The following is a 13,413-nucleotide window of genomic DNA, read 5'->3' on the forward strand; positions in this document are numbered from 1 at the left end:
CCCCATCCTCACCCTCATCCTTGTTGTTGCCTGCGGATCTCGGACAGGCCGGCGCGCACGCGATTGATGATGTTCACCACCATGAGCAGCGCGATAGCCGGCATCAGCCAGGCCAGCCAGGCCGGCAACTGCCCCGCCAGCCCCAGCCACAGGCCGAGCGCGCCAAACACGAAAGCCCGGTCGCTTTTCCCCATCGGCCCTTCGTAGCGGCGCGAGGCACCGACCATCGGTCCCAGCGCGCCGGCCATCTCCGATACCGCCGCCAGCCAGATCACCAGCCCCACGCTCAAAGCGCCAAAAGGCGCCACGAAAGCAAAAGGCAGGTAGAGCGCCGCATCCGAGATGACATCAGTCAACTCATTGAGATACGCCCCCAGCGTCGACTTCTGCCCATGCTCGCGCGCCAGCATGCCGTCGATGGCATTGAATGCCATGCGTAGAAACAACCAGATCGGCAAGGCCAGATACGCCGCCCCCCCGGGCTGAAAAATCGCCAGCAGCAGGCCAATGGCCAGCGAAAGCGCCATCGCCAACAGCGTCACCGCATTGGCCGTCACACCGGCGGCGGCCAAACGCGTGGCCAGCGGCCGGAGCAGGCTCTGGAAACGGGGTTTGATGTCGTAGATGGAAAGCATGTGGTCCATTCCGGTGCAAAGGCTGGCGTATCATAGCCAATTGCCTGGCAGCAAGCGATACCACCGGCATCAAGGTTGGCCGGGCATCACGGATCCGCGCCGCCACCCGAACGCCCCCGCCGACCCGCACGCCCTTAGTTGACGGGACCGTCCAGCTTCGCGGACAAACGCTGCAACTGATGTACGAAGCGGACGGTGGACGGAAAGCGCGACGCCAGTAGACGATATATTTCGGCCGCTTCGGCGCCTGCCGCAGGATCGCCGCCGGGTCGTCCGGCGAGATTTAGCAGGGACACTGCCAGATCATCCAGCGACTCCGGCGTCCCGCCGAGGCGTTCGACCAGCTGGCGGCTGAGCGCCAGGCTTTCGCGATAGACGCTCTCGGCCTGCGTCCAGTCGCCCTGCGCCTGGGCCACGCCGCCGAGGTTATTGAGCGAGACCGACAGGTCGCGCAGCGACTCCGGCGTCCCGCCGAGGCGTTCGACCAGCTGGCGTCTGAGCGCCAGGCTTTCGCGATAGACGCTCTCGGCCTCAGTCCAGTCGCCCTGCACCTGGGCCACGCCGCCGACCTTGTCGAGCGAGACCGACAGGTCGCGCAGCGACTCCGGCGTCCCGCCGAGGCGTTCGACCAGCTGGCGGCTGAGCGCCAGGCTTTCGCGATAGACGCTCTCGGCCTCAGTCCAGTCGCCCTGCGCCTGGGCCACGCCGCCGACCTTGTCGAGCGAGACCGACAGGTCGCGCAGCGACTCCGGCGTCCCGCCGAGGCGTTCGACCAGCTGGCGACTGAGCGCCAGGCTTTCGCGATAGACGCTCTCGGCCTGGGTCCAGTCGCCCTGCGCCTGGGCCACGCCGCCGACCTTGTCTAGCGAGATCGACAGGTCGCGCAGCGACTCCGGCGTCCCGCCCTGCCGTTCGACGAGCTGGCGTCTGAGCGCCAGGCTTTCGCGATAGACGCTCTCGGCCTCAGTCCAGTCGCCCTGCACCTGGGCCACGCCGCCGACCTTGTCGAGCGAGACCGACAGGTCGCGCAGCGACTCCGGCGTCCCGCCGAGGCGTTCGACCAGCTGGCGTCTGAGCGCCAGGCTTTCGCGATAGACGCTCTCGGCCTCAGTCCAGTCGCCCTGCGCCTGAGCCACGCCGCCGAGCTTGTTGAGCGAGAGCGACAGGTCGCGCAGCGACTCCGGCGTCCCGCCCTGCCGTTCGACCAGTTGGCGTCTGAGCGCCAGGCTTTCGCGATAGACGCTCTCGGCCTGGGTCCAGTCGCCCTGCGCCTGGGCCACGCCGCCGACCTTGTCTAGCGAGACCGACAGGTCGCGCAGCGACTCCGCTGTCCCGCCCTGCCGTTCGACCAGCTGGCGTCTGAGCGCCAGGCTTTCGCGATAGACGCTCTCGGCCTCAGTCCAGTCGCCCTGCACCTGGGCCACGCCGCCGACGTAGTCGAGCGAGACCGACAGGTCGCGCAGCGACTCCGCCGTCCCGCCCAGGCGTTCGACCAGCTGGCGTCTGAGCGCCAGGCTTTCGCGATAGACGCTCTCGGCCTCAGTCCAGTCGCCCTGCGCCTGGGTCACGCCGCCGAGCTTGTTGAGCGAGAGCGACAGGTCGCGCAGCGACTCCGGCGTCCCGCCCTGCCGTTCGACGAGCTGGCGTCTGAGCGCCAGGCTTTCGCGATAGACGCTCTCGGCCTCAGTCCAGTCGCCCTGCGCCTGGGCCACGCCGCCGACGTAGTCGAGCGAGACCGACAGGTCGCGCTGAGTTGCATCGTTCGGTGTTTCTTTCGCGTGCCGCCTGGCCAGAGACAAGGCGTCTTCGGCGACCTGCTCGGCATCGGCCGGCCGCCCTGCCGCGAGAAGCTCCTCACACGCACGCCATGCTGTCGGCAGATACGCCAGGTCGCCAGAGGAGGTCGACGCCATCCGCTGCCACTCGATGAATGCCGGCAGAGAGCCCGTCTGATCGACCTCTCGCCAGCCCGGCTCGACCGCCACTTGAAACTGCGGCGTGGCACCTGGCGTAGGCGATCGCAGTTCTTCGCTCAGGTCGCGCTTGTGCCAGATATCGGGCGCTATCGCGCGCGTAGCGGCGCGGAAAGCCGCCGGCAGTACCAGCACCAGAGGGCGCTTCAGATCGCGTTCAAGCAGGAAGCGGCGTTCGTTCAGGCGCGCAAGAAACATCGTACGCGCACGGTTCCATTGGGCGTCGCCGGGATGACGCTGGACGGCATACCAGACGCCGCCGGCTTGTGCAGAGAGTTCTGAGAGCTCGGCCATCAACTCGTCGACGGCCACCTCCGGGCTGCGCACGAAGCGGTCTTTGGCGTCTTGACGCTGCAAGGGTCGTCCCTGCATGGCCAGGCGCTGATCCAGCCAGTCAGCGAGTTGAAGCGAAGGGCCCAAGTCGGCGAACAGAAAAAGCAGCGAAAAACCCTCGTGCTGCCACTCCAGGTGGCGCAGCAGATTGACGGCGATGCGCTCGGTCGGCGCGTCAAGAAGCAGTGCGGACGACATGGGCATCGACAAGTTCGCGCAACAGCGGATGCACGTCGTACCAGTCGCGGCCGTTTCGGTAGTTCAGCACCAGCCGGTTATCAAGAAAGTGCGCCAACGTCGGCAGGTCCGCGTCTTTTTCGAGACAGGTAGCGTGCGTCTTGGCGATGCGTTGCAGCCACGCGAGGTGCTCTCCGGGAATCGGCAGCATCTCGCTGCGCGCCGCATTTTCGGATTGCTCGACGGCAGCCGGAGATAGTGGCAATTGCGAATCGTCACGGACAGACGGCAGGCACAGGCGGATCAGGCGGAAGAACTCGCGCAGGTCGCCGCCGGAACTGACCGCCAACTGATCGAGCGCCGCCTGTTGAAAGAGCTTTTCCCAGTCCGGGTAGCGTCTTGCGATCACGGTGCGCAGGACTTCGAGCCCGGCCGGATCGGGATCGCGACTATGATCCTGGAAGATATGCGTGCTCACTAGCCGGCGCGGAACCGCTCCGCCCATCAGCGCACCGGCACCGGGGCCAAGCACCGAGAGATAGGGCGGAATGGTATAAACGATGTGCAGTAAAGGCACGCGCAAGAGCTCTGCGTGACCGAAGAACAGGTTGCGCACGCTCTCATAGACCCTCATTGCCTCGCTGCCGACGCCACGGATTCGCTCGACCGAATCGATGAGCAGCACGACCTTGCACGCGGAATCGCCCTCTTTCTCACGCACGAAGCCAACCGCTTCTGCAAGGAAATCATGCGCCTCTCTTGCCAACTGCGCGACGTGGCCGCGCGATGCCTCCTGCACGCGTAGCTTGAAATCGGGGTCGCTCTTCAGCGCCGCCTTGATGTCCATGCCGGGCAGCTTGGCACCGAATTCCTTGATCTCGACCTTGGTCTGCATGAACTCCGTAAAGCGCTGCCAGTAGCTGCGATTAGCGGGCGAGGCGCCGTAGCGGGCCTCGATCTGCTCGGACATGGCTCCAGCCACCGAGACCAGGAAGTCGCTGATTTCCACCTCCTTGGTGAGCAGCATGTACTCCGACAAGTCGGCGTAGAAGACCACGGCCTGCATGGCCTCAAGCCTCTGTTGCAGGCGTTTGAGCTCCGTGCTCTTGCCGGTGCCGCGCTGGCCGGTGAACAGGCAGACGCCGCCACCGGCCTGCCATCTGATCTCGGCGGCGATCTCCGCGATGGCGTCGTTCTGGCCTTGACAGTTAACCTGCGCCACGTAGACCGGGTCACCGGGTTCCAGCACACGGTCGGCAAGCGCGTTGTACAGCTTTCCAAGCTGTTCATCTTGGGTCAATGCCATGATTCAGTCTCCGGGGTGCCTGGCAGGTAGGTGAGCAAAATCGTCGCGGCCTTTAGTTCAGCTCCACCTCGACATGCTCGAAGAATAGTGCGGCAAGGCTCTGCCGGTGCACTATTCATGGGCCTCTCCACGCTGTCAACCGTATTGAGTATTGAGTCACAAGCCATGGCGGCCATTGCGAATTCCAAATCAAACGCCCCGGCCACTCAGATTTCACTGAGCCGACCGGGGCGTTTTCCTTTTAAGCGACAGAGACGCTTACACCGTCACCGTATCCGCCACCTCACTGAACTCCTTGATCTGGTCGAAGTTCATGTAGCGATAGACATCGGCGGCCTTGGCGTTCACCACTTTCACCTGCTCCATGTACTCGGCGACGGTCGGGATGCGGCCCAGCAGGGCGCAGATCGAGGCCAGTTCGGCGGAGCCGAGGTAAACGAAGGTGTCGATGCCGAGGCGGTTGGGGAAGTTGCGGGTTGAGGTCGACATCGCCGTGCTGCCTTTCCGGATCTGCGCCTGATTTCCCATGCACAGCGAGCAGCCGGGCATTTCCATGCGTGCGCCGGACTTGCCGAGGATGGCGTAGTAGCCTTCTTCGTTGAGGATCGCGGCGTCCATCTTGGTGGGCGGCGCGACCCACAGCCGGGTCGGGATGTCGGTCTTGCCTTCGAGGACCTTGCCGGCGGCACGGAAGTGGCCGATGTTGGTCATGCACGAACCGATGAAGACTTCGTCGATCTTGGCGCCGGCAACTTCGGAAAGCAGCTTGGCGTCGTCCGGGTCGTTCGGACAGGCGACGATCGGCTCCTTGACGTCGGCGAGGTCGATTTCGATCACCGCGGCGTACTCGGCGCCGGCATCGGCCTTGAGCAGTTCGGGCTTGGCGATCCACGCTTCCATGGCCTTGATGCGGCGACCGAGCGTGCGCTTGTCTTCGTAGCCGGTGGCGATCATCCACTTCATCAGCGTGATGTTCGAGCGCATGTACTCGATGATCGGCGCCTTGTCGAGCTGGATGGCGCAGGCGGCAGCCGAACGCTCGGCAGCAGCATCGGAGAGCTCGAACGCCTGTTCGATCTTCAGATCCGGCAGGCCTTCGATTTCGAGGATGCGGCCGGAGAAGATGTTCTTCTTGCCTTTCTTCTCGACGGTCAGCAGGCCGGCCTTGATGGCGTAGTAGGGAATGGCGTTGACCAGGTCACGCAGGGTGACGCCGTCCTGCAGCTTGCCCTTGAAGCGCACCAGCACCGATTCCGGCATGTCCAGCGGCATCACGCCCGTGGCGGCAGCAAAAGCGACCAGGCCGGAGCCGGCCGGGAACGAAATGCCGATCGGGAAGCGGGTGTGCGAGTCGCCGCCGGTGCCGACGGTATCGGGCAGCAGCAGGCGGTTCAGCCAGGAGTGGATGATGCCGTCGCCCGGACGCAGCGAGACGCCGCCGCGGGTGCTGATGAAAGTCGGCAGTTCGCGGTGCGTGCGCACGTCGACCAGCTTCGGATAGGCGGCGGTATGGCAAAAGGACTGCATCACCATGTCGGCCGAGAAACCGAGACAGGCGAGATCCTTGAGTTCGTCGCGGGTCATCGGGCCGGTGGTGTCCTGCGAGCCGACGGTGGTCATGCGTGGTTCGCAATAGGTACCCGGCAGAACGCCCTTGCCTTCCGGCAGGCCGCAGGCCCGTCCGACCATTTTCTGAGCCAGCGTGTAGCCCGTGCCCGGGTCGGCAGGGTTGTGCGGCACACGGAACAGGGTCGAAACCGGCAGGCCAAGCGCTTCGCGCGCCCGGGTGGTGAGGCCGCGGCCGATGATCAGCGGGATGCGACCGCCGGCACGCACTTCGTCGAGGATCACGGGTGTTTTCAGTTGCGATTCGGCGATGACGGTACCGTTCTTCAGCGCGGTGACTTTGGTCGTCGCGGTATCGATCTGCAATTCGATCTCGTCGCCCATTTCCATCTGCTCGACGTCGAGTTCGATCGGCAGCGCACCGGCGTCTTCCATGGTGTTGAAGAAGATCGGGGCGATCTTCGAACCCAGGCAGAAACCGCCGAAACGCTTGTTGGGAACGAAGGGAATGTCCTCGCCGGTGAACCAGAGCACGGAATTGGTCGCCGACTTGCGCGAGGAACCGGTACCGACAACGTCGCCAACGTAGGCGATCAGATTGCCTTTCGCGGCCAGCGCTTCGAGTTGCTTGATCGGGCCGCGCTCGCCGGCAACGTCGGCTTCGATGCCCGCACGAGGGTTCTTGAGCATCGCCAGCGCGTGCAGCGGGATGTCCGGACGCGACCAGGCGTCGGGTGCCGGCGACAGATCGTCGGTGTTGGTTTCGCCGGTGACCTTGAACACGGTCAGCTTCTGTGAGGTCGGCACTTCCGGACGCGAGGTGAACCACTCGCCGTCGGCCCAGCTCTGCAGGACGGACTTGGCGTTGGCGTCGCCCTTGTCGGCGAGTTCCTTGACGTCGTGGAAGAAGTCGAAGACCAGCAAGGTCTTCTTGAGGGCTGCGGCGGCAATCTCGCCGGTCGGACCAGCGAGCAGGTCGATCAGCGGTTTGACGTTGTAACCGCCAAGCATGGTGCCGAGCAGTTCGGTGGCCATCTCTTTGGAAACCAGCGCGCAGCTCTCCTCTCCCTTGGCGACTTTGGCCAGGAACTCCGCCTTGACCTTGGCCGCATCATCGACACCGGCTGGCACACGATAAGTGAGCAGCTCAACCAGGTTCTCCCCTTCACCCTGCGGCGGATTCTTCAGCAGTTCGACGAGTTCCTTGGTCTGCTGAGCGGTCAGCGGCAGCGGCGGGATACCAAGCGCGGCACGCTCGGCAACATGGGCACGATAGGATTCCAGCACGGCAACGTCCTTTCTCAAAGTTTAGGCAGCAAGACTGCAATTGTACTGCAAGGCCGCAGCGGCGGTAGCCCGCGAGCTCGTGGCGGGCAGGCATTTAGGCCCTACGGCAGCGACTTCAGCGGCCGACAGCGCCGCTTGATTGGTATGTATTATATAAGACATACGACTTGCTGTGAAGCACGCGAGCCAGTGCCCCGCTCTCAAGTCAAATGGGTGACCGTACGAAACAGGCCATGGCCGGAATCCAGGTACTTGCGTTCGAAGGGCGTCATCGGCAGATCCGGGACGAAAGGCTCGCAAATGGCCGCTTGGCCAGTGAGTTGCTGCACCGCCAGACAGTGCTCGGCGATGTAGATCGGCCAGTTGCTGCGGCATTCGAGCACTCCGCCGAGAGCCAGCAGCGCCGGAAAAACCGGGTGTCCATGCCAGCGCCGGCGCAGGTGGCCGATTTTTGGCCAGGGGTTGGGATAGAGCAGGTAGTGGCGATCGAGGCGCAGGCCGGCGTCGAGCAGCAGACGCCAGTAGTCGACCAGATCGGCGCGCACCAGGTCGAGGTTGGCAGGCCAGGCACCCTCCTCCTCTGGTGACTCGCGTGACTCTCGTGACTCGCGTTGCGCTTGCTGACGCTGCTGGCCGCGGCGCAAGCGCGTGGCAGACTGGTCAACGCCGATCACGTAGTGGGCCGGGAAGGCTCGGGCCAGCGCGACGCTGCTCTCCCCTACCCCGCAGCAGGCGTCGAGGATCAAGGGCGTGTTCGCTGCCAGGCGCTGGTAGCGTTCGAAACTCAGCGCAAAGGCAGCGCGATTGTAGTCCGCATAGGGCTTGCGGAACGGCGTACCGGCGTGGCGGGCGACGACCATGGCCAAGTGCTCGTGGACCTCGCCCTGGGCGCTGCTCGGGACGCGGGAGTTGCTGTGCATCTAGGCCGACGGCGTCGGCGCGGAGATCCCGTGCAGTGCAAGCACGCGGCTGATTTCTTCCACACCAGCAAGTGTCCTGATGGCCATGAACAAGGCTTCGGCTTCGACGAAGTTGCGCCGCAGCGATCCCAGCCAAAGCTTGAGCCGCCCGGGTGCATGCCGGGCCGCGACCTTGGCGCAGACCTGTTGCCAATAGGATGCCAACAGCGGCTGCAACTGCCGCCAGTCATCGGAGCGGTCGACGGCGACGACCTCGCGCGCCGCCTGGGCACGAATGCGCCGGGCGAGAAAAGGATCGGCAACCGCGCCGCGCCCGATCATCACGTCGTCGCTGCCACTCACCGCACAGCAGCGCGCGTGGTCGGCAACGGTCCACACCTCGCCGTTGGCGACCACCGGCGTTTCTACGACCGCGCGGATACGCGCTATCCATTCCCAGTGTGCCGGCGGTCGATAGCCGTCGGTGCGGGTGCGGGCATGTACGACCAGGGCCACGATACCGCCGGCGGCCAGCGCCCGCGCGCAATCGAGCGTTTTCGCCGTATCGCGTACACCGAGCCGCATCTTGGCGGTAAACGGGATTTCCGCCGGCACCACGCGGCGCACCGCCGCCGCGATACGCAGCAACTGCTCGGGGTCGGCGAGCAGCGTCGCGCCGCCACCGTGGCGATTGACCGTCGGTGCCGGACAACCAAAGTTGAGATCGATCCCTGCCGGCGCAAGCTCGACCAGTTGTGCGGCATTTTCTGCCATACAGGCCGGATCGCTGCCGAGAAGCTGCACTACCAGCGGCGTACCAGCGCGCGTTCGGCTACCGTTATCAAGCTCGGGGCAGAGCCGTCGGAAGGCCCGCGGCGGCAGCAAATTACCGGACACGCGGATGAACTCGCTGACCGCCAGGTCATAAGCGCCGACGCGCGTCAGCACGTCGCGGAGAAGGTCGTCGACCAGACCTTCCATCGGTGCCAGCAGCAGTTTTCCCATCTTCCTCCAGAATCCTGATCGTCAGACCCGGCGATCGTCAATCGTCGCCGGGCCGGCGTGGAAACCAGCGTTGCAGCGCGCGTGCCGCCCATTCGCGCCCGCCTAGGCCGAAAGCCAGGGCCAGGGCCAAAACCACGCCGGCCAGCAGAATCAGGAAAGTGTCCTGCACCAGGCCCGTGCCGACCTCCATATGATCAATCGCGATCAGTACCATGAACACGACAATGGCGTAACGGGCGATGCGCCCGAGCAATTCGGCATCGCGGATGCCAGCGTTGCGCAGGTGCGTCTGCACCACATGGCCGACAAAGCGGGCGAAGTAACTGCCGCCGATGATCACCAGCAGGCCGAGCAGCAACTTGGGCAGGAAGAGCAACACACGCGTGAGCAGTTCGGTGACCTGATGTAAGCCAAGGCCGTTGCAAGCGATGATCAGGGCCGCCAGAATCACCACCCAGTACAGAACGAGGCCGAAAACATCGGTGCTGTCCCTTTCGCTGCCGCCCTGCTGCAGTACGCCGTCCACACCCGCGCGCTCGGTAAGGACGTGGAAATTCAGCGCCCGCAAGGCCTTGACGACGGCAAAGCGGACGGCTTTTGCGATCAGCCAGCCGGCAACAAGGACGACGATCGCGACCGCCAGACGTGGCAGGTAGGCGCCGATCTCGACCAGGAAGGCGCGTAGCGGATGAACGATGACGTCTAAATTTTCCATGTCTGTCTCCCTTTTCAAGCACTCTCGTCGAGGCCGGCCAGCGCGCTCACACCGCGCAAGGGTACGCCAACCCAGTCCGGCCGATTGGCAAGTTCATAGCGCAGCTCGTACAGCGCCTTCTCGATTTCGAACAGCCCCAGCAGCGGCTGCTGCGCGTCGAACGCGTCCTTGCTGGCATACAAGCCCGCGATGAGCGCCTCTTCACGGTACGCGTCGAGGAACTCGGCGCGCGCCTCCTGCAACCAGGCGGCGGTCACCGGCGCCAGCTTGTCGATCTCGCCCGCGTGCTGTGCGGCCTGTTGCAGCGCCGTATGGCGCGCGTAGTCGAAGGAACGCAGCATGCCGGCAACGTCGCGCAGGGCCGAATGTTTGCGCCGGCGCTCGGGTAGCGAGCGTGCCGGTTCGCCTTCGAAATCGATGATCACGAAGTCGTTGTTGACCAGCAGTACCTGGCCGAGATGGTAGTCGCCGTGATAACGGGTCTTGAAGCCTTGCGGCACATGCTGCGCACAGTCATCGACCCGTTGCAGCAGGCGTGGCGCGCCGGCAAGCACGGCGAGGAGCAAGGGCTGCAGATCCTGCGACAGGCCTTCGCGTTGCCCCGAAAGCAGATCGATCGTCGCCAGCGCATCGTCGTGTACCTGCTTGACCCACTGCGGAATATCGTCCGCCCGTAGGGGTTCAGGATCAAAGGCGTCATCGCCGCTGCGCTGCGACAGGGCCGCATGCATCTGCGCACTACGCCGGGCCAGCGTGCGCACCAGGGTCATGAAACCGTCGGGCAAGGCAGGCGCCTCTGGCGCAGCCCTGGCCAGGTCGAGGTTGCGGACCAGCGCATCGACGGCAAAGGTCCATGCGTCGCCCTGGTTATCGACGCCGGCCTGCAGCAAAGCCAGCGTGCTGACCACGCCAGCCTCATCGACGTACTCGACATGACCGGCGACCGGCACACAGTGCGGGAATTTGACGACGTCGGTCAGGAAGCGGCCAATTTCGAGCTCCGGGTTGATGCCTTCGCGGATGCGCCGGTAGGCCTTCAGGAACAGCTTTCTGCCGAGAAGCGCGACGCTGTTGCTGCTCATGCCGAGCAGCTTGACGGGGCTGAGCTCGTCGGGGCTGGCTGGCGTCAGATCGGCGAAGGCGCGCGTTGGCACGAAGCGCAACTGACCTCCACTCGCCTTCAGTACCCGGTTACTGCCGATCGCCGCGACGACGGCGTAACAGAAAGCATCGTCGGCCATCGCGTCACCCATCAGGCCAACGGCGGCCTGCTGACGCACCTTCGCCAGCCCGCCCGCGGCCATGTCCCTGACCCGCTCTTCTTCGCTGTCGTCCCAGGCCAGCGCCAGTGGCAGGAAGTAGCGCCCGGTCTCGCGTGGTCCGAGGACGTCGGCCAGCACCAGCAGCCAGATTCGCTGCTCGACTTCCAGGCGCGCATGCTCGACGATCTGCACCCGTTCGACGGGCTCGCCCTTGGCCGCAAACCAGCGTTGCCGCTGCACGTAGGCCGGCGCCAATTCTGTCTCGAACTGCGCTCTCAGCTTCTCGGCCATGCCGATACGCCACGGTACGACGTGGTCGCGGAACAGGCTATCCCAGCCGTCGAACAGCACCAGCACCGGCAGCGTGTCGGGCGCCAGGCGCTGCTCGTACCACTCTGGCGCCGCGCTATCGGTGCTCAGGCGAAACCAGTAAAACGCATGGCCGGGCAAGCTCAGCAGGTAGGGCAGTTCCCCGACCGGCGGAAAAGCGTTGCGACCCATCATCTCGACCGGCACGCGGCCCTTGAAAGTCGCCAGATCCAGTTCGACCGGTTGCGCCGAGCGGCTGACGTTGGCCACGCAGAGGATGACGTCATCGCCGTACTCGCGCAGGTAGGCCAGCACCTTGCGGTTGCCCGGATGCAGCAGCGTGAAAGTGCCGCGCCCGAAAGCCGAAGAGGTTTGGCGTACCGCCAGCATGCGCCGGGTCCAGTTGAGCAGCGACCCCGGCGCACGCAGCTGCGCCTCGACGTTGATGGCCTCGAAACCGTACATCGAATCCTGGATCGGCGGCAGATAGACGCGCTGCGGGTCGGCGCGCGAGAAGCCACCGTTGCGGTCCGAGGTCCATTGCATCGGCGTACGCACGCCATCGCGGTCGCCCAGGAAAATGTTGTCGCCCATGCCGATCTCGTCGCCGTAGTAGATGATCGGCGAACCGGGCATCGACAACAGCAGGCTGTTCATCAGCTTGATGCGTTCGCGGTCGTTTTCCATCAGCGGTGCCAGCCGGCGCCGGATACCGAGGTTGATGCGCGAACGTTTGTCGGCCGCGAACATGTCGTACATGTAGTCGCGCTCCTTGCTGGTCACCATCTCCAGCGTCAGCTCGTCATGGTTGCGCAGGAAGATCGACCACTGGCAGCTTTCGGGAATCTCCGGCGTCTGCTGCATGATCTCGACGATCGGATGCCGGTCCTCCTGGGCAATGGCCATGAACATCCGCGGCATCAACGGGAAGTGGTAGGCCATGTGGCATTCATCGCCATCGCCGAAGTATTCGCGCACATCCTCCGGCCACATATTGGCCTCGGCCAGCAGCAGCTTGCCGGTGTATTTTTCGTCGAGGCTGGCGCGAATCTCCTTGATTACCTGGTGCGTTTCACGCAGGTTCTCGTTGCTGGTGCCGTCGCGCTCGATGAGGTAGGGAATGGCGTCCAGCCGAAAGCCATCGACACCCATGTCCAGCCAGAAGCGCATGGTGCGAATCACTGCCCGGCGAACGCTCGGATTATCGAAGTTCAGGTCCGGTTGGTGGCTGAAGAAGCGATGCCAGTAGTACTGCTGCGCTACCTCATCCCAGGTCCAGTTCGACTTCTCGGTATCCGTGAAGATGATGCGCGTGCCGGCATATTTGTGCGGATCGTCGCTCCAGACGTAGAAATTCCGTTTCGACGAGCCTTTTGGTGCCCGCCGCGCCGCCTGGAACCAGGGATGCTCGTCCGAAGTGTGATTGACCACCAGCTCGGTGATGATGCGCAGGCCGCGCTTGTGCGCCTCACGCACCAGAACGCGGAAATCCTGTCGCGTGCCGTAGGTCGGGTGCACGTTGCGATAGTCGGCCACGTCGTAGCCGTCGTCGCGAAACGGCGACGGATAGAAGGGCAGCAGCCAGATCGTGTTGACGCCGAGATCGGCGACGTAATCGAGCTTCCCGGTCAAGCCGTGGAAGTCGCCAATACCGTCGTCGTTGGAGTCGAAGAACGCCTTGACGTGCAGCTCATAGATCACGGCATCCTTGTACCACTGCAGATCCGCGGTGTTGTCGGGGGCAGCGGCACCGCCCGCGATTGTCTCTTGCTCTGTTTTCACGATGGTTTCCTTGCTGCGGGTCGGTGAGTCATGCCCGCAGGCGACAGACGACAGGCCTCCAGCCTACCGCCAAAGCACGCAAGGCGCCAGCCGGGCTTTCTGGCACTTCACGATCACCCAAAACTGCCCCCAAGAAAAAGGGCCGGACAAGCCGGCCCCTCCTC

At 64.4% G+C, this 13,413-nt stretch carries 8 protein-coding genes; all 8 read right to left on the minus strand.

Features of this window, described 5'->3' with window-relative positions; all coding sequences use genetic code 11:
- Nucleotides 1–14: 14 nt before the first annotated feature.
- The 8 genes from V5B40_RS05665 to treS all read right to left on the minus strand — a co-directional run bounded on the left by V5B40_RS05665 (nucleotide 15) and on the right by treS (nucleotide 13,249).
- Nucleotides 15–635 (minus strand): CDP-alcohol phosphatidyltransferase family protein, encoded by a 621-nt coding sequence (locus V5B40_RS05665; protein ID WP_332353611.1) that lies wholly within the window; start codon nucleotides 633–635, stop codon nucleotides 15–17.
- A 134-nt stretch (nucleotides 636–769) separates the two neighbouring features.
- On the minus strand, nucleotides 770–3,145 hold the full coding sequence (locus tag V5B40_RS05670; RefSeq protein WP_332353612.1) for a tetratricopeptide repeat protein: 2,376 nt from the start codon (nucleotides 3,143–3,145) through the stop codon (nucleotides 770–772).
- Entirely contained in the window at nucleotides 3,117–4,424 is a 1,308-nt protein-coding gene (locus tag V5B40_RS05675; RefSeq protein ID WP_332353613.1) for a hypothetical protein, read from the minus strand. Before V5B40_RS05675 ends, V5B40_RS05670 begins: the two co-directional genes overlap by 29 nt.
- A 258-nt stretch (nucleotides 4,425–4,682) precedes the next feature.
- Nucleotides 4,683–7,277: a bifunctional aconitate hydratase 2/2-methylisocitrate dehydratase gene (locus V5B40_RS05680; protein WP_332353614.1), complete on the minus strand. Its 2,595-nt coding sequence runs from the start codon at nucleotides 7,275–7,277 to the stop codon at nucleotides 4,683–4,685.
- Between the two features lie 200 nt (nucleotides 7,278–7,477).
- Nucleotides 7,478–8,197 carry a tRNA (guanine(46)-N(7))-methyltransferase TrmB gene (gene trmB, locus V5B40_RS05685; protein ID WP_332353615.1) on the minus strand — a complete coding sequence of 240 codons (720 nt, stop codon included), beginning with the start codon at nucleotides 8,195–8,197 and terminating at the stop codon, nucleotides 7,478–7,480.
- The gene (locus V5B40_RS05690; RefSeq protein WP_332353616.1) at nucleotides 8,198–9,181 is read right to left on the minus strand and encodes a tRNA dihydrouridine synthase; all 984 of its coding nucleotides are present in this window, start codon (nucleotides 9,179–9,181) and stop codon (nucleotides 8,198–8,200) included.
- A gap of 37 nt (nucleotides 9,182–9,218) precedes the next feature.
- Nucleotides 9,219–9,896, minus strand: a complete 678-nt coding sequence (locus tag V5B40_RS05695; protein WP_332353617.1) for a mechanosensitive ion channel family protein — start codon at nucleotides 9,894–9,896, stop codon at nucleotides 9,219–9,221.
- Nucleotides 9,897–9,910: 14 nt separating this feature from the next.
- Nucleotides 9,911–13,249: a maltose alpha-D-glucosyltransferase gene (gene treS, locus V5B40_RS05700; protein WP_434735834.1), complete on the minus strand. Its 3,339-nt coding sequence runs from the start codon at nucleotides 13,247–13,249 to the stop codon at nucleotides 9,911–9,913.
- Between the last annotated feature and the right edge of the window lie 164 nt (nucleotides 13,250–13,413).

Origin of the sequence: Candidatus Accumulibacter meliphilus, assembly GCF_036625345.1 — a bacterium.
GTDB classification, from domain to species: domain Bacteria; phylum Pseudomonadota; class Gammaproteobacteria; order Burkholderiales; family Rhodocyclaceae; genus Accumulibacter; species Accumulibacter meliphilus.